Origin of the sequence: Lelliottia jeotgali, from assembly GCF_016771845.1 — a bacterium.
Lineage (GTDB): Bacteria > Pseudomonadota > Gammaproteobacteria > Enterobacterales > Enterobacteriaceae > Enterobacter > Enterobacter jeotgali.
The window spans coordinates 52,746-70,077 of record NZ_JAENMQ010000001.1; the positions used below are offsets into that span (position 1 = coordinate 52,746).

A 17,332-nucleotide genomic window follows, 5' to 3' on the forward strand; every position below is an offset into this window, starting at 1 on the left:
TAAAAAAAAAGCCGCTAACGCACAGTTAGCGGCTTCTCTTCAGTCGTTTCCCGATGACAATTACGCGGTAGCGGTATCCGTCGCTTTCGCCGTTTTGTCGTCGTCCTGAGTCATACGATTCAGTTTAGGTGCTGTCAGCAGCATCAGCACAGCGATAACCGCAGTGGCGATACCGATCTGCATAAATACGCGACCATAAACTTCCAGAGAGACCAGAGGATCTGTGACGTTTTCTGGAACCGCCATCAGGTTTGCAATTTTACCTGCAATCAGTGCTGCACCCGCAGTGGTCAGGAACCAGCTACCCATGATGAAGCCCATCAGACGCTGTGGAACCAACTGCGCAACCATCGCCAGGCCCAGACCAGAGATCATCAGCTCACCGATAGACTGCAGCGCGTAGCTCAGAATCAGCCAGTTTACAGACACGATACCAGCGTCGGTAGCAAACTTGGTGCCCAGTGGCAGAACCAGGAATGCACCAGAGCACAGCACCATACCGATAGCGAATTTGTGCGGCATCGGCAGACGGTCACCCATCTTGTTGTAGATAGCGGCCAGAATCGGGCTACCAATCATGATCCAGAACGGGTTCAATGCCTGGAACTGCTCAGGTTCAAACGCGATGCTCAGGATTGAGTGCTCAACGTTACGAATCGCGAAGAAGTTCAGGGACGTTGGCATCTGGCTGTACAGAACGAAGAACACAATCGCCTGCAGCATCAGAATAAAGGCGACAACCATCTTACGACGGGCTGCGCCGTGCAGTGCAAAGGCTTCTTTCGCAAAGATGCAGATGATACCCAGAGCAACAACACCCAGAACCGCACGAGCAACACCCTGGTTGTGCAGCAGCCAGGTCGCGATAGTGGCAAGGATTACCACGCCCACGATAGTTGCCAGCAATTTGCCCATATGAACCGGTTCGAAGTCAGGCTTGGAACCGTAGTCTTTCACCCAGCGTTTGCAGAAGGCAAAGTTCACCACGGTGATCAACATACCGACTACAGACAGTGCGAATGCCACGCTCCAGCCGAATTTCGCCGCGAGCCACGGTGTTGCCAGCATAGAGAAGAAGGAACCGATGTTCACCGACATATAGTACATGGTGAATGCGCCGTCGAGACGCGGGTCATCTTTGTTGTAGCAAGTAGAGAGCAGGGAAGACGGGTTCGCTTTGAACAGACCGTTACCAACTGCAATCGTCGCCATACCCATATAAACAATGGCTGCATCGTGACCGGACCATGCAACCAGCGCATAGCCGATTGCCAGAACGATGGCACCCAGCATAATTACGCGTTTGGTACCCAGTACTTTGTCACCTAACCAGCCGCCGACGGCAACCAGACCGTACACCAGAGCACTGAAAGAGGAGAACAGAGTGATGGAATCCGCTTCAGACATACCCAGTTGTTTAACCAGGTAAACAGCCATAATCCCTTGCAGGCCGTAAAAACCAAAACGCTCCCACAACTCAATAGAGAAAATGAGATAGAACGCTTTAGGTTGTTTGAAAGCGTTTAAACTTACGCTCTCTTCTGTTGGTTTATTGTTTGCAGTAGACACATATACCTCTTTTTTTACATCCCATATTAACGGGGGTGTTCATAGCGTAATTGACCGGAGTCCATTCGCCTTATAGTTATATTGGGAGGGGAAACGGCGGGTAATGTTCACTATCCTGACCCATCTGGCAAGGTGTTTGTAATACTCTGTTACATATAACCGAAGTGGTATAATACGCAGGTCATGCAAATGTTATTTAGCGTTAAATCTCACAGCCAGCGAATTAGTGGTTTTTTTCACTGCGCAGACCCGCAAATAAGCCCTGTATGGCGATATGTTCTGCTAAACCGTCATTAAAGCAGTGGTATGGTCCATAATCTTAAAAATGACTGGTTTAATCTGTCGCTGTAGATCGGTCATGGCTTGTCTGTGCAAGGGCTTAGCCCTCGTTTATACACAAAAATCCAACATCACGTTATCACAGTGATCGCGATCACAGATGTATAGAAAATTTCGCTGACGAAAAAACAATTAACCTGCTTGAGTGTTAATGAACCGAATAATCGACAGGTGAAGAACACAGTGAGGCGGATAATTATTGGTCAAAAGGAAGGTTTACGGTTAGGCCTTCCTTTAGTAAGGGATTGATTTCGTGAGGGGATAATACACAAGCAGCCAATATCAGAGATCGACCTTCTCTTTAAATTCGCATAAATCTTCAATCAGGCACGAGCCGCAGCGGGGCTTACGGGCGATGCAGGTGTAGCGCCCATGCAGAATCAGCCAGTGGTGGCAATCGACTTTAAACTCGGCAGGAACCACTTTCAGCAGCTTTTCTTCAACCTGTTCGACATTCTTACCCGGCGCGAAATGGGTGCGGTTACAGACGCGGAAGATATGCGTATCGACGGCAATCGTCGGCCAGCCGAAGGCGGTGTTGAGCACCACGTTCGCGGTTTTTCGCCCTACACCCGGCAGCGCTTCCAGCGCAGCTCTGTCTTCTGGCACTTCACCGCCGTGCTGTTCCACCAGGATACGACAGGTCTTAATCACGTTCTCGGCCTTGGTGTTGAACAGGCCAATAGTTTTGATATACGACTTCACGCCGTCCACGCCCAGCTCAAGCATGGCCTGCGGCGTGTTGGCGACAGGGTAGAGCTTCGCCGTGGCTTTGTTGACGCTCACGTCAGTTGCCTGGGCGGAGAGCAGCACCGCGATCAGCAGTTCAAAAGGCGAGCTAAAATTCAGCTCCGTTGTCGGATGCGGGTCGTTATCCCGCAGGCGCGTCAGGATCGCAATGCGTTTCTCTTTATTCATACAGCCTTCTCAGGGAGTCCTTCCTGCACGCTACGCTCGGCGGCGCGGCGTTTACGTTTCTCATCAATGAGGTATTTTATCGCCAGCATCATGCCCAGGCCAATAAAAGCGCCCGGTGGCAGCATTGCCAGCAGGAACGGCGTGTCGGTGTGGAAAACTTCAATGCGCAGGACTTTTGCCCAGCCGCCCAGCAGCGCATCCGCGCCGTCAAACAGCGTGCCGTTACCCAGAATTTCACGCAGCGAGCCAAGCACGAACATCGCGCAGGTTGCACCCATACCGATAGCAAAGCCGTCCAGCGCCGAGATCAGCGGATCGTTCTTCACCGCAAAGGCTTCCGCGCGGCCCACGACAATACAGTTGGTGACGATCAGCGGGATAAAAATCCCCAGCGACTGATACAGACCGAACGCGTAGGCGTTGATCAGCATCTGCACGATACTCACCACCGAGGCGATGATCATCACATAAATCGGGATACGAATTTCCGAAGGCGTCCAGCGGCGCAGGGCGGAGATCGACAGGTTGGTCAGGGTCAGCACCAGCGTTGTCGCCAGCCCTAATCCGAGTGCGTTTGTTGCGGTCGATGTGACGGCCAGCAGCGGGCACATCCCCAGCAGCTGGACCAGCGCGGAGTTGTTTTTCCAGAGACCCTGGACAATAACCTCTTTAACCTGGCTCATTACTACTCCTCACAGCTGGGCAGATTGTTGAGTTGCGCGGGCAACGTTTCGGCGTACAGCCCCGCGCGTTTCACCGCATTTACCACTGCGCGCGGTGTAATGGTCGCACCGGTAAACTGGTCAAACTCGCCGCCGTCTTTTTTCACCGCAAAGGCGGTGTCATTTTCACCGTGAATGACTTTCCCGGCAAAATGCAAAATCCAGTTACCGAGGCGAAGCTCAATTTTATCGCCAAGACCTGGGGTTTCGTGGTGTTCTGTCACGCGCGTGCCCAGAACCGTACCTGAGAAATCAGTCCCCACCAAAAGCCGAATCGCACCAGAATAGCCATCCGGTGCGGTTGCTTCCATCACCGCGCCCACGGCGTCATCACCCTTGCGTGCGATGAAAATACGGTGCTCACCTTTGCCTAGCTGCGGAGCCTGAACGATAAAGCAGCTTTTCTGCAGGTCATTATCGTAAAAATCCGATGGGATCACCTGGTCAAATAGCGCTTTTTGCTGCTTTGAAGCCTGTTCATCAATGGTGTTTTTTGTGAGTTCATTCACCAGCGCGGTCAGTCCCGTCAGGGCTGCGGCGAAAATCGCCAGCGTCACGCCGTGTTTTTGCATTGTTTTCAGCATGGCGAATCCTTAGCGGTGGCCATACACGCGAGGGCGCGTGTAGTAGTCGATGAGTGGCACCGTGATGTTGGCGAGCAGAACGGCAAACGCTACACCATCGGGATAGCCGCCAAAACTACGAATCAGCCACACCAGCAGCCCCGCCAGGGCGCCGAAAATCAGGCGTCCACGGTTGGTGGTTGAGGCAGTGACCGGATCGGTCAAAATAAAGAATGCGCCAAGCATCGTTGCGCCGGAGAGCAGGTGCATCTGCGGGCTTGGCAGCGGTTCGGACGAGAACAGCCAACCCAGCGTGGCGCAAATGGCCAGTGTCACCAGGAAACTCACTGGAATGTGCCAGCGAATCGCTTTCTTCCACAGCAGGAATACACCGCCCAGCAGATAGGCGATATTCACCCACTGCCAGCCTGCGCCCGCCAGCACCCCGCTGTAAATCGGGTACTGCATGATTTGTTCCAGACTATGACCGGCATGAAGCGAGGTTTTAAACGTATCGAGCGGCGTTGCCTGGCTAATCCCGTCAACGCCCATACGCAGCGTGGTCATATCGCCGCCTGAGGCCGTATGACCGGTGAAGATCACCTGCAGGGCATCCATAAAGCCCGGCACCGTCGCGGCGATTTCGTGCGGCGGCAGCCAACTGGTCATCTGCACCGGGAAGGAGATCAGCAGCACCACGTAGCCGATCATCGCCGGGTTAAACGGGTTATGTCCCAGACCACCGTACAGCTGTTTGGCAATAATGACTGCGAAAACGGTACCCAGTACCACCATCCACCACGGGGCAAAGGGCGGAATACTGATTGCCAGCAGGAGGCCTGTCAGCAGGGCTGAGTTGTCCGCCAGAATACGCGGGACGGGCATTTTGCGCAGCTTCAGCACCAGCGCTTCGGCAGCCAGCGCACTGACGCAGCCGAGGAGTATCTGAAACAGTGTCCCCCAGCCAAAAAACCAGAACTGCACAGCAATACCCGGCAGTGCTGCCAGGCAAACCAACATCATAATGCGCGACGTCTGGCGCTGGTTATGGGTGTAAGGGGAACTTGCGATTCTGAAAACCATTTAATCCTCGTTTACTGCCTGCTGTGCGGCTTTCTTAGCCTGAACGCGCGCAATCGCGGCAGCGACTGCGGCTTTGCGTGGGTCGTCGTTTGCTGCGGGTTCGGCTTCCTGCTGGGCCGCTTTACGCGCTTTCGCTCGGGCGATAGCCGCTTCGACGGCGGCTTTACGCGGGTCTACCGGGGCTTCCGGCGCGGCTGACGCTTCCTGCTGGGCCGTTTTACGTGCTTTGGCGCGGGCGATAGCGGCTTCAACGGCGGCTTTACGCGGGTCAATCGGGGCTTCCGGCGCGGCGGGCTCTTCCTGCTGCGTCGCTTTACGTGCTTTGGCACGAGCAATCGCTGCTTCCACAGCCGCTTTACGCGGATCAATTTCTGCGTTCGGCTGCACGTCCTGCGCTTTTTCTGCCTGACGGGCGCGGGCCTGTGCTTTACGCGCTTCGCGGGCGGCGATGGCTTCGCTGTTATCCGGTTTTTCACCGGCAGGAATAATCACCGGCTGCGCAGCAGAGGCTTTTTTCTCGCGAACGCGGGCCAGGGCGGCGTTAATCGCATCGTGATCTTTTTCAGCAGGCTGAACGGCGGCCTTTTTATGACGTTCCTGACGCGCCAGTTTCTCACGCTCAAGACGGGCCTGACGGGCTTCAAAGCGGGCTTTAGCTTCGGCAGCGCGTTTTTCTTCCATCGAAATAGCGTAAATCTCGGCCTTTTCCTGACGGAAGTATTGCACCAGCGGAATGCTGCTTGGACACACCCATGCGCAGGCCCCGCACTCGATGCAGTCGGCCAGATTATGCGCTTTGGCTTTGTCGTGCAGTTGGCCTTTGCTGTACCAGTACAGTTGCTGTGGCAGAAGGTCAGCCGGGCAGGCATCGGCGCAGGCACTACAGCGAATGCAGCCTTTCTCTTCCTGTTCTTCGCCCATCTCGCTGGCAGACGGTGCCAGCAAACAGTTGGTAATTTTGACCACCGGCACGTCGAGCCACGGCAGGGTAAAGCCCATCAGCGGGCCGCCCATGATCACCATCTGATCGCTACCCGGACAAAATCCGGCCTGCTCCAGCAGATGGCGCACTGGCGTCCCCAGACGCGCCCAAACGTTACCCGGCTGCGAAACGGATTCCCCGGTCAGGGTCACCACGCGTTCGGTCAGGGGTTCGCCGTCGACAACTGCGCGTTTCACCGCATAGGCGGTCCCGACGTTTTGCATCAGCACGCCGATATCTGAAGAGCGACCGCCGTGGGGAACCTGTTTGCCGGTTAAAATCTGAGTGAGCTGTTTTGCGCCGCCGGACGGATATTTAGTTGGAACAACGCGCAGGCCAATGTCATGACTGCCCGCGAGCACCGCACGCAGCATGGAAATCGCCTGCGGTTTGTTATCTTCAATGCCGATCAGCACTTCACGCGGTTGCAAAATATGCGCAAGAATGCGAATGCCTTCCACAACCTGTGCGGCGCAGTCTTGCATCAGACGGTCGTCGGCGGTGATATAAGGCTCGCACTCGGCGGCATTGATGATCAGGGTCTCTATCTTATCGCCGCCGCCGCGCAGTTTGGTTCCGGTTGGGAAGCCCGCGCCGCCCAGACCAGCCACGCCAAACTGATGGATGCGCTCGATCAGCGCCTCGCGACTCTGCGCGCGATAATCGCTCCAGCCGTCGCGATCGATCCAGCGGTCTTCACCGTCTGCTTCAATAGTGACGCTTAATTCGGACAGCGCCGAAGGGTGGGGCACTGTATGTGGGGCAATTGCCACCACTTTACCTGACGTTGGAGCATGAACCGGCAGCATACGCCCGCGCCCGAAGGTGAGCGGTTGGCCACGCAGTACGCTGTCACCGACCTGGACGCACAGTTCGCCCTCAGCGCCGATATGCTGTTTAAGCGGCATAACAAAACGGGTTGCCAGCGGGATCTGGCGCAGCGGCGTGCCGCTTGACTGGGTTTTCATTTCCGGCGGATGAATGCCGCCGTCGAAATCCCAAATCTTCTCTTTTCTGAAAGCAGAAAATAACTTAAGCATGGTGTTCCACAGGAATTATGCGAACTGGAATGGTTTGAAGATCCCACTTCCAGCTGTCGGGAGTCGTTTCAACCGGGCGCAGCTCAATGCATTGCGTTGGGCAGGGGGCCACACAGAGATTGCAGCCCGTACACAGATCCGCCATCACGGTATGCATCGCGCGCGTCGCGCCAACAATCGCATCAACCGGACACGCCTGAATGCATTTGGTGCAGCCTATGCAGTTGGCTTCATCGATGACGGCCAGCACGCGGACAGGCTCTTGCGCACTCTCATCGCCATCGACAGGTTGCGGATCGACGTTAAGCAGTGTGGCAATTTTCAGCATCACGGCTTCGCCACCGGGCGCACAGCGGTTAATCTTTTCACCGTTCCCAACTGCTTCTGCATACGGACGGCAGCCAGGATAGCCGCACTGTCCACACTGGCTTTGGGGCAGGAGGTCGTCGATTTTTTCCACGACAGGATCGCCCTCGACCGCAAAACGGCGCGAGGCGTAACCCAGAATAATGCCAAAAAACAGCCCCAACACGCTGATGGAGGCGATGGCAATCCAGATAGCATTCATTACAACTTCACCAGACCACTGAAGCCCATAAAGGCCAGAGACATCAAACCGGCGGTGACCAGCGCAATAGCGTTACCGCGAAAAGGTGCCGGAATATCGGCGGCGGCCATGCGTTCACGAATCGACGCAAACAGTACCATCACCAGCGAGAAGCCGACGGCAGCGGAAAAACCATACAGCGCTGATTGCAGGAAATTATGTCCCAGGTTGATGTTGAGCAGCGCCACGCCGAGAACCGCGCAGTTGGTGGTAATCAGCGGCAGGAAAATACCGAGCAGGCGATACAACGCCGGGCTGGTTTTGCGCACCACCATTTCCGTAAACTGCACCACAAAGGCAATCACCAGGATAAAAGCCAGCGTGCGCAGATAGGTCAGGCCGAGCGGGATCAATATCCAGGTATCAATCCACCAGGCGCAAATAGAGGCCAGCGTCATCACGAAGGTGGTCGCCAGTCCCATGCCCATCGCGGTCTCCAGTTTTTTGGAAACCCCCATGAACGGGCACAGGCCAAGGAACTTCACCAGCACGAAGTTATTAACCAGCACAGTTCCGACAAAGAGCAGTAAGTAATCGGTCATTATTTAGCCTGAAATAAAAAAGCCGCCTATTATCGGATAAACCACAACGGGCGACAACAGGATAACTGTAGGGTTATTACGGATTCACAAAGGTCTTTTTCACGCGGGCTGAGCGCCTGAAATAGGGTGCGAAGAGCGCGGCGGCCAGCAGCGGGAACAGCAGCTGGCGTGTCGCCAGTAAGTCTGAAACCGGCGAAAAGGCAAAAGCCTTAATGGCCAGCAGCACAGAAATCAGCAGCCAGATAATGTAATGCTTGCGTACTTTCTGACGACGTTTAAAGAACGCGATGGTCAGCCAAAGGGTGTAATACCACATGGCGATAGCAAAACCGAATGAAGCAAACCATAAAGCGATATTCACGGTGCTTTGCGAGGTCAGATTCTTTAACGCATACGGCGTGACGAGAGCCGTGGTGTACAGCAGCAGCGCAAGCGATGCGCTTAACAAAGCAACCAGTAACCAGGCGAGCGGGGCGAGTAACCAGCCTCCGATTTTTTCTCCAGGCGATGTGGTCATGTTATCTCCCTCAGTCTGCGCGAAATGATACCCGGCAAATTTACCGGGGCGTGAGTATATAACATTTCGCGCTGATGGCTACCGTCTTACAGCACGTAGCGCCAAACTGATTTAGGGACTTCGCCGACGTTGAACAAGCGTCCGCCTGACACCAGCTCCGCACGGCGATGGTCGGCGGCGCGATACATATTGATGATGTCCTGATTATCGGTGAGCGTGTAGTTCAAATGGTCAAACAGTTTTTCCAGGCTCTCGAGAGAACTGATCTTGCGAAATTTTAATAAATAGTCCTGAACTGTCATTTTATTAAGCTTCCATTTTAAAAGTAAATTTTACTGGCAGGGAAATTCGGTCGAATAATAAACGGATAAATAAGGACGTAAACGGCCCACTCAAGTGTTAAGGCTAAATTAGGAGTTTTCTTTGAATAAATCAGGCGTCGGACGACGCCCAGGGAAGAAGGTTAACGCTGATTTCTGCCACTGGCAATACGCAACTGACAGCATATGTCACTCTTTCATTGCGACTTATTTCGCCTGAGAGGCGGCAACAGGCTCAGGCGGCTGGTAGTTATCAATGTGGCTGGCAACGCCGAGCAAAATGACTGAAACACCGAGGACAACCCATCCCGCTAATTCCACAATTCGATTGATTATTGACGTCATGATCTTTGTTTGTGATTTATCCATAAATACAGTTTGAGAATGTTACAGCGCTGTTTCGGCTATCGCAAGTCCTTTGGGAACGGTTTCCTTGTATGAATTCAGCATGTTATATGAATGTAACAAAGACAAAAAGTGACTCGTGCTATTTTACTTTTTGTAATCCATTACAAAATTGTTGTGACAGCAATGTTGATAGTGTGAGAATGAGCGAAAGCAACGATGAGAGGCAATGACATGAGTGACAAAATCCGCGTAGGATTAATTGGTTATGGGTATGCCAGCAAGACGTTCCACGCGCCGCTGATTGCCGGTACGCCTGGAATGGAGCTGGCAGCAGTTTCGAGCAGCGATGCGACAAAAGTCCACGCTGACTGGCCAACGGTTCCGGTAGTTTCTGAGCCTAAACACCTGTTTAACGATCCAAACATCGATTTAATCGTCATTCCCACCCCCAATGACACGCACTTCCCGTTGGCGAAAGCCGCGCTGGAAGCGGGCAAGCACGTGGTGGTGGATAAACCTTTCACGGTCACGTTGTCGCAGGCACGCGAGCTGGACGCACTGGCAAAAAGCCTTGGGCGATTGCTGTCGGTTTTCCATAATCGTCGCTGGGACAGTGATTTCCTGACGCTCAAAGCGCTGATTGGCGAAGGAACGTTGGGTGAGGTGGCGTATTTCGAATCTCATTTCGACCGCTTCCGTCCGCAGGTGCGTAATCGCTGGCGCGAACAGGCCGGTCCGGGAAGTGGTATCTGGTACGATCTGGCCCCGCATCTTCTGGACCAGGCGGTGAATTTGTTTGGCCTGCCGGTCAGCATGACGGTCGATCTGGCGCAGCTGCGTCCTGGCGCACAGGCAACGGACTACTTCCATGCGATTCTGAGCTATCCGCAGCGTCGCGTGGTCCTGCACGGTACCATGCTGGCGGCGGCAGAATCTGCGCGATACATTGTTCATGGTACGCGCGGGAGCTACGTCAAGTTTGGTCTGGATCCGCAGGAAGACCGCCTCAAAAACGGCGAACGTCTGCCGCAGGAAGACTGGGGCTACGATATGCGTGATGGTGTTCTGACGCGTGTTGAAGGCGAAGAACAGGTACAGGAAACCTGGCTGACGCTGCCGGGCAATTACCCGGCCTACTATGCAGCAATTCGCGATGCGCTGAACGGTACGGGCGAAAACCCGGTTCCGGCCAGCCAGGCGATTCAGATTATGGAACTAATCGAGCTGGGTATCGAATCAGCGAAACACCGCTCGACGCTCTGTCTGGCGTAAGAGTGAAAAAGGCCGGCGAATGTGCCGGCCTTTTATTTTTCTGTGTTGGCCGGCAAAAGAAGTGCCGCCCGACAAGAGGTTTATCAACCAGCAACTTTATCGCGCAGCGCTTGTTTCTCCGCTGCGCTCAGGAATGCAATCTCCAGCCCGTTGATCTGTGCCTGGCGAATCTGCTCACGGCTCAGACCTGCCTGAGGTGCGGCGATATGATACTCATGGATAATATCGATACCCTGAACCGCCGGATCGTCGGTGTTCAGCGTTGCCAGCACGCCATGCTCAAGGAAGATTTTCAGCGGATGCTGTGCCAGGGACGCGACCGTGCTGGTCTGGATATTTGACGTCAGGCACGATTCGATACCGATACGCTGTTCAGCCAGGAAATCCATCAGCGTTCTGTCTTCAACGGCCTTCACGCCGTGGCCGATACGCTCGGCACCCAGCTCACGAATGGCCTGCCAGATACTTTCCGGGCCTGCCGCTTCGCCCGCATGTACGGTGACATGCCAGCCTGCATCGCGTGCGCGGTTGAAGTGGGAGAGGAACAAGCTGCCGGGGAAGCCCAGCTCGTCACCGGCCAGGTCGACGGCGGTAATATGGTCGCGGTGGGCTAGCAACGCTTCCAGCTCTTGCAGACACGCGGCTTCACCAAAAGTACGGCTCATAATACCAATCAGACGCGCCTGAACGTCAAACGCTTTACAGCCTTCGCGCACGCCTTCGATAACGGCTTCTACCACACCTTCAACAGGCAGATTGTGGGTCATTGCCATGTAGCCTGGGGAAAAACGCAGTTCGACATAGTGTAGGCCGTTGCGCGCAGCATCTTCGATGTTTTCAAACGCGACGCGACGACAGGCATCCAGCGAGGCCAGCACTTTCACGCCCCAGTCCAGCTTGCCGAGGAAACTCACCAGATCCGGCTCGTTCGTCGTTACCTGCACGTGGGGGATCAGGGTCTCAATAGTTTGAGCGGGGAGGGATAAATTAAACTGGCGGCCAAGATCGAGAATAGTTTGGGCACGAATGTTGCCATCAAGATGACGGTGGATATCGGTTAACGGAAGACGTGTATCAATCATGGTCGCACTCATTTTCTGGTTAAAGTGCGCCACATTATAAAAACATTTGCAGGTAAAAAGCTATTTGCGCAATAGGAAATTCTATTGCGCAACCCGTTACAGCAGAGATTGAATCCCCGCGATTAACCGCTCAACCCCTTGTTCCAGCTTGCTGCGCGGACATCCTGCATTCAAACGCACATAACCCTGACCTTCCACGCCGTAGGTATATCCCGGCATGATCGCCACTTTTTGCTGTTCGATGAGGACTTTTTGCAGCGATTTATCATCGATGCCTAATGGACTCAAATCAATCCACGCCAGATAAGTGGCTTCCGGCGGCTGCCAGTTGAGCTGTGGGAACGCAGCGTTTAACTGTTCTGCTACATAGTGCAGATTATTTTCCAGATAAGCCCGCAGTGCATCCAGCCACGCTTCACCTTGCTCGTAAGCGGCAATATGCGCCGTCAGCGCCAGCACGGAAGGGGACGAAAGTCCGTCACGACCTTTCAATGCTTTCAAATAACTCGCGCGACTTTTGTCATCGTCAATCAGCCCGTATGCGCCGGTCAGCGCCGGAATGTTAAAACTCTTGGAGCCTGAGGTCAGCAGCGCCCATTTGCGCTTCGCCACTTCGTTCCACGGCGTATGCTGATGGTCTCCCCACACCATATCCATATGAATTTCATCGCTGATCACCGCCACATCGTAACGGTCACACAGCTCGGCCATGATGTTTAGCTCGTCGCGCGTCCAGACTTTACCGGTCGGGTTTTGTGGGCTACACAGCAGCAGAACGGTGTTATCAGGTTTCGCCAGCTCAGCTTCCAGTCGGGTCATATCGCACATCCAGCCGGTCGCGCTTTTTTGCATCGAAACCGGAACCACTTTGCGATCGTTACCCTGCACGGCGTTATAAAACGCGTCGTAAGCGGGGGTGTGGACCACAATGCCGTCACCGGGTTTGGACCAGATGCGGATAAGCTCGGAGACCATATAAATCACCGACGGGCCATACACGAGGGTGTCGGTGTCGATACGGCTATTAAAACGTTGCTGGAACCAGTGCGCCACGGCAGCGAGAAACTCGTCGTTCTTCCAGCGACTGTAGCCAAATACGGCGTGGTTGATGCGCTGGTGCAGCGCCTCGGTAATGCACGGTGCGGTGGCAAAATCCATATCGGAAATGGTGAAGGGCAGTAGATCGTCCGCGCCAAAGCGGTCAGCGACGTAATCCCACTGCGTACACCAGGTTCCGTGGCGATCGACGACGGTTGAAAAATCAAACATGGCTCTCGTCCTTAAAGTAAAACCCCCTTCACTAGAAGGGGGCGAGGTGTCAGGCTTCTACCGTACGCATGAGCGTCGATAGTTCATCTTTAACCGACTGGACCTGCGGTCCAATCACCACCTGCAAATTATGCTGATTCAACTGTACCACGCCGATGGCCCGGTTGGCCTTCAGGGCGTTGGTGTCAACCTTCGACATATCGTTTACCGACAGGCGCAGGCGGGTGATGCAGTTATCCAGCGAGGTAATATTATCCGCACCGCCGAGAGCAGCCAGAATCGCTGGCGTGTTGTAGCCCGATTTACCAACAGTGCCCATAACCGCTTGTTCAGTGCTGGCTGTATCGGTATCACGGCCCGGCGTTTTGAGGTTAAAGCGCGTAATCGCGAAGCGGAAGATACCGTAGTACACCGCGAACCAAATCGCCGCAACCACGGGTACAAGGTACCATTTGGTCGACAGACCGTGCAGGATACCGAACACCACGAAGTCGATAACGTTGCCGTCGGTGTTGCCGATAGTCACACCCAGAACCGCCATCACGGTGAAGCCCAGGCCGGTCAGCACGGCGTGAATGAGGTACAGAACCGGAGCGACGAACAGGAACAGGAACTCGATTGGCTCAGTTGTTCCGCCGACCACACAGGCGATAACGCCAGAGATCAGCAGGCCTTTAATTTTGTGACGGTTTTCAGGGCGTGCGCAGTGGTACATCGCCAGAGCGGCACCCGGCAGACCGCCGAGGAAGGCCGGCATTTTACCCTGCGACAGGAAGCGGGTCGCGCTTTCAGAGAAGCCGTGGGTAGTCGGGCAGCTCAGCTGCGCCTGGAAGATAGTCAATGCGCCGCTGACATCGTGACCGCACACGTCCATCGTGCCGCCCGCTTCGGTAAAGCGGATCAGCGCCACCAGAATATGCTGCAAACCAAACGGCAGCAGCAGACGTTCACCGGTACCGAAAATCATCGGACCAAAATCGCCCGCGCTGTTAATAATGCGGCCAATGCCGGTGATTCCCATCGCGAAGACCGGCCAGATCAGCGGAATAATCAGGCCAAACAGGCCCATAACGAAGAGGGTAGCAATCGGCACAAAGCGCGTACCGCCGAAGAATGCCAGGGCGTCTGGCAGGCGGATATTGTGGAAGCGCTCGTGCAGCATCCAGATGATCACGCCCGCAATGACCGCACCGAGGATCCCGGTGTCGATGGACTGAATGCCCAGCACGCTCTGAATGTTGTTGGCTTTCAGGACGGCAGCGTCAGTGGTTGGCAGAATACCTTTGGCGGTCAGCCAGAAGTTCACTGCCAGGTTCATCACCGCGTAACCGACGAAACCCGCAAATGCGGCCACGCCTTTGTTTTCGCGCGCCAGACCCAGCGGGATTGCGATACAGAACATCACCGGCAGGAAGCTAAACGCGAAGGAGCCGACTTTGCTCATCCAGATGAAGATCGCCTGCAGCACCGGATTGCCCAGGAATGGGATCAGAGTAATGACATCGTGGCTGCTGAGCGAGCTGCCGATCCCGAGCATGATCCCGCAAAACGAGAGCAGTGCCACCGGCAACATAAAGGTTTTACCCAGTTGCTGGAAGAACTCCCACAGCGATATTTTTGGTGCTGCTTTCGCCGTCATAAAACGACTCCTTGAAGGTTAAAAGGGTTTTATCTGTTTCGTTGTGGCGAGAAGATAAAACGTTTTACCAAACTTTAGTGCGCTCTGAATCACATTCTCGTGCTTTAATTAGCAGTATAAATAGAACCTATTGATAAAACGTTTTATCGGACTGCACATCAGGGAGTTGGGCGTTCACATGTCTGTTGCGAAAAAGGTAACCATTAATGATGTTGCGCTGGTGGCCGGAGTATCGGTCAGTACCGTTTCGTTGGTGCTGAGCGGAAAAGGGCGCATTTCTCCTGCTACCGGTCAGCGCGTGAACGAGGCGGTGGAGCAACTGGGGTTTGTGCGTAACCGTCAGGCGGCTTCGCTTCGCGGCGGGCAAAGCGGCGTTATTGGGCTGATTGTGCGCGATCTCACCTCGCCGTTTTATGCGGAACTGACCGCCGGGCTGACGGAGGCGCTGGAAGCGCAGGGGCGAATGGTTTTCTTGCTGCACGGGGGACGCGAAGCGGATCAGCTGCTTTCCCGTCTGGATATGCTGCTGACCCAGGGCGTGGACGGTGTAATCATCGCAGGCGCGTCGGGCGTGGGCAGTGAACTGTGCGAACGTGCGGCGCAAAAGGGCGTTCCACTGGTGTTTGCCTCGCGCGCCAGCTATCTCGATGAAGCCGATACCCTGCGGCCCGACAACATGCAGGCAGCACAAATGCTGACTGAACATCTGATTCGTCGCGGTCATCAGAAAATCGCGTGGCTGGGCGGGAAAAGTTCCTCGCTGACCCGCGCTGAACGCGTGGGCGGCTACTGCTCAACGCTGATCAAATACGGCCTGCCATTCCACAGCGAATGGGTGGTCGAGTGTGAATCCAGCCAGAAGAAAGCGGCGGAAGCTATGGGCGCATTGTTGCGCAGCAATCCCACCATCAGCGCGGTGATTTGCTACAACGATATTATTGCGATGGGCGCGTGGTTCGGCCTGATCCGCGCCGGACGCCAGAGCGGTGAAGGCGGCGTTGAGACTTTCTTCGATCAGCAGGTGGCTTTGGGCGCTTTTGCTGACGTTGGAGAAAATGCATTAGACGATCTGCCTATCGTCTGGGCGACAACGCCAGCGCGGGAGATGGGCTACACGCTGGCGGACAGAATCATGCAGCGAATTGAAAAATCAGACGTACAAGCCGGGCATCAGATTGTCTCGGCGCGGCTGGTGACGGTGAAGTAGCACCGTCAGTTTGCAGCGAGGGTTTTCGGCTGTTTTGCCAGGTGCGTCAGGATCGTCTGGCCAATGTAGTTGCTCCAGTTAAAGCTATTTTGTAGCACGATCACCGCATTCTGATTTTGCTTATCAAAACCAATATAACTGGAATATCCACCAATATACCCCACCTGATAGGTCATTTTCTGACCGTTCATTTCGTCACTCACCCAGGCAATATTGGCGGCCTCTTTCTGCCGGTAATAGTAGGTGCGGGTGACGTCTTTAAACGTCTGATTGAGTGCGTCTTGATCGGTAGGGCTGAAGTGCGCTCGGGCGTAGGTCGCAAGATCGCGGGCGCTGCTGTACAGGCTGGCCGCAGCGGTCATATTGTGCTGGAAATGCCAGTCCGGCGTGAGCTCTCCACGGGGGATCAATTTGGGCTGATCGCCAGCATGACCGAGTGCGCGATACGGATAAGACTTGAGCCGCTCTGGCCTGTAACTGCTGTTACTCATGTGCAACGGGGCAAATATCTCGCGCTGTGCCAGTGCTTCAATGGGCTCTTCAGCGTGCCTTTGCAGAATGTAGCCCAGAATGGCATAGCCGATATTTGAATACTGCGGTGCGTGAGAGTCGGGGGCGTCGAAATCGCTCAGATAAGTCAGGACGTTGTTGCTATCAAGCTCTGAATAGAAGTTCTCACCGGTGCTGAAATAACGCATAAGATTTTCCAGCGTCAGCAGATCCATAGGTTGACGCGGCAAACCGGAGGTGTGCGTCACCAGCTGTAGCAGGGTGATATTTTTCGCATCAGGGCTTAACGGCGTGTCGGCAGGCAGCAGGGTGTCGAGCGTATCCGTCCAGTTGAGTTTTCCCTCATTGACCAGCAGCGTGGTCACTTCGGCGGTGACACCTTTACTCAACGAACCCAGGGCGAACAATGTATCAGGATTGATGGGGTGGCGATTTTTCTCGTCAGTGACACCGTAACTGTGAAATTCGGCGGGACCATTATGCTGAATAATCGCGACAATCATCCCGGTGACGTTTTTATCCTGCATATACAGATGGATCATGGGGTCGATGCCGCGCCCGTAATCACCGACCACAACGTGAGCGCGTTTTTGTTCCGGCATTTCCATTTGCGATAACGTACTGTTTCCACAGCCAGCTAACACCAACAGGGACAAGAGCAGTAATGGTGTTTTCATGTTCATTCTTGAAAGCTGACTGTGCCGCCCTGTCTGGAAAATGGAGCGCGCATTATACAAAGAATGCGCTTAGCGCGGCGCAGAAATTTGACTCTTTTCAGCGGGGAGCGGTATGTTGCGGTGATC

Annotated in this window: 17 protein-coding genes; 2 read left to right on the forward strand and 15 right to left on the reverse strand. The window is 54.5% G+C overall.

All coding sequences use genetic code 11. The features are described 5' to 3' along the window. Positions 1-60 precede the first annotated feature (60 nt). The 11 genes from dtpA to blr all read right to left on the reverse strand — a co-directional run bounded on the left by dtpA (position 61) and on the right by blr (position 9,535). Positions 61-1,569 carry a dipeptide/tripeptide permease DtpA gene (dtpA, locus tag JBO43_RS00285; RefSeq protein WP_103946402.1) on the reverse strand — a complete coding sequence of 503 codons (1,509 nt, stop codon included), beginning with the start codon at positions 1,567-1,569 and terminating at the stop codon, positions 61-63. A gap of 621 nt (positions 1,570-2,190) precedes the next feature. After that, positions 2,191-2,826 (reverse strand): endonuclease III, encoded by a 636-nt coding sequence (gene nth, locus JBO43_RS00290; RefSeq protein ID WP_095281822.1) that lies wholly within the window; start codon positions 2,824-2,826, stop codon positions 2,191-2,193. Continuing rightward, a complete protein-coding gene (locus JBO43_RS00295) occupies positions 2,823-3,509 on the reverse strand; it encodes an electron transport complex subunit E (RefSeq protein ID WP_095281823.1) in 687 nt (228 codons plus the stop codon). Before JBO43_RS00295 ends, nth begins: the two co-directional genes overlap by 4 nt. A 2-nt stretch (positions 3,510-3,511) precedes the next feature. Beyond that, positions 3,512-4,132 (reverse strand): electron transport complex subunit RsxG, encoded by a 621-nt coding sequence (rsxG, locus tag JBO43_RS00300; protein ID WP_095281824.1) that lies wholly within the window; start codon positions 4,130-4,132, stop codon positions 3,512-3,514. Positions 4,133-4,141: 9 nt separating this feature from the next. Next, the gene (gene rsxD / locus JBO43_RS00305; protein ID WP_103949073.1) at positions 4,142-5,194 is read right to left on the reverse strand and encodes an electron transport complex subunit RsxD; all 1,053 of its coding nucleotides are present in this window, start codon (positions 5,192-5,194) and stop codon (positions 4,142-4,144) included. Next, complete coding sequence (gene rsxC, locus JBO43_RS00310) at positions 5,195-7,216, reverse strand: electron transport complex subunit RsxC (protein ID WP_095281826.1); 2,022 nt, start codon at positions 7,214-7,216, stop codon at positions 5,195-5,197. After that, complete coding sequence (gene rsxB, locus JBO43_RS00315; protein WP_095281827.1) at positions 7,209-7,784, reverse strand: electron transport complex subunit RsxB; 576 nt, start codon at positions 7,782-7,784, stop codon at positions 7,209-7,211. Before rsxB ends, rsxC begins: the two co-directional genes overlap by 8 nt. Further along, complete coding sequence (rsxA, locus tag JBO43_RS00320) at positions 7,784-8,365, reverse strand: electron transport complex subunit RsxA (protein WP_095281828.1); 582 nt, start codon at positions 8,363-8,365, stop codon at positions 7,784-7,786. The genes rsxB and rsxA overlap by 1 nt, the downstream gene beginning before the upstream one ends. A gap of 76 nt (positions 8,366-8,441) precedes the next feature. Further along, positions 8,442-8,882: a DUF2569 domain-containing protein gene (locus JBO43_RS00325; RefSeq protein WP_095281829.1), complete on the reverse strand. Its 441-nt coding sequence runs from the start codon at positions 8,880-8,882 to the stop codon at positions 8,442-8,444. A gap of 86 nt (positions 8,883-8,968) precedes the next feature. Next, positions 8,969-9,184 (reverse strand): transcription modulator YdgT, encoded by a 216-nt coding sequence (gene ydgT / locus JBO43_RS00330; protein ID WP_095281830.1) that lies wholly within the window; start codon positions 9,182-9,184, stop codon positions 8,969-8,971. A 225-nt stretch (positions 9,185-9,409) separates the two neighbouring features. Further along, positions 9,410-9,535, reverse strand: a complete 126-nt coding sequence (gene blr, locus JBO43_RS00335) for a division septum protein Blr (protein WP_174348432.1) — start codon at positions 9,533-9,535, stop codon at positions 9,410-9,412. A gap of 246 nt (positions 9,536-9,781) precedes the next feature. Here blr and JBO43_RS00340 point away from each other — a divergent pair, with 246 nt between their 5' ends. Beyond that, the gene (locus JBO43_RS00340) at positions 9,782-10,822 is read left to right on the forward strand and encodes an oxidoreductase (protein WP_095281832.1); all 1,041 of its coding nucleotides are present in this window, start codon (positions 9,782-9,784) and stop codon (positions 10,820-10,822) included. Positions 10,823-10,905: 83 nt separating this feature from the next. On the opposite strand, the gene add is transcribed toward JBO43_RS00340, so the two are convergent. From add to malX, 3 genes are all read right to left on the reverse strand, one after another. Next, on the reverse strand, positions 10,906-11,904 hold the full coding sequence (add, locus tag JBO43_RS00345) for an adenosine deaminase (RefSeq protein ID WP_202673450.1): 999 nt from the start codon (positions 11,902-11,904) through the stop codon (positions 10,906-10,908). Positions 11,905-12,000: 96 nt separating this feature from the next. Further along, positions 12,001-13,173: a MalY/PatB family protein gene (locus tag JBO43_RS00350; RefSeq protein WP_202673451.1), complete on the reverse strand. Its 1,173-nt coding sequence runs from the start codon at positions 13,171-13,173 to the stop codon at positions 12,001-12,003. Between the two features lie 49 nt (positions 13,174-13,222). Beyond that, positions 13,223-14,812 carry a maltose/glucose-specific PTS transporter subunit IIBC gene (gene malX / locus JBO43_RS00355; protein ID WP_202673452.1) on the reverse strand — a complete coding sequence of 530 codons (1,590 nt, stop codon included), beginning with the start codon at positions 14,810-14,812 and terminating at the stop codon, positions 13,223-13,225. A 178-nt stretch (positions 14,813-14,990) separates the two neighbouring features. On the opposite strand from malX, the gene JBO43_RS00360 reads away from it, so the two are divergent. Further along, positions 14,991-16,019: a Mal regulon transcriptional regulator MalI gene (locus tag JBO43_RS00360; protein ID WP_095281836.1), complete on the forward strand. Its 1,029-nt coding sequence runs from the start codon at positions 14,991-14,993 to the stop codon at positions 16,017-16,019. Between the two features lie 5 nt (positions 16,020-16,024). Here JBO43_RS00360 and JBO43_RS00365 read toward each other — a convergent pair whose 3' ends face one another. Continuing rightward, a complete protein-coding gene (locus JBO43_RS00365) occupies positions 16,025-17,212 on the reverse strand; it encodes a serine hydrolase domain-containing protein (RefSeq protein WP_202673453.1) in 1,188 nt (395 codons plus the stop codon). Positions 17,213-17,332: the final 120 nt, after the last annotated feature.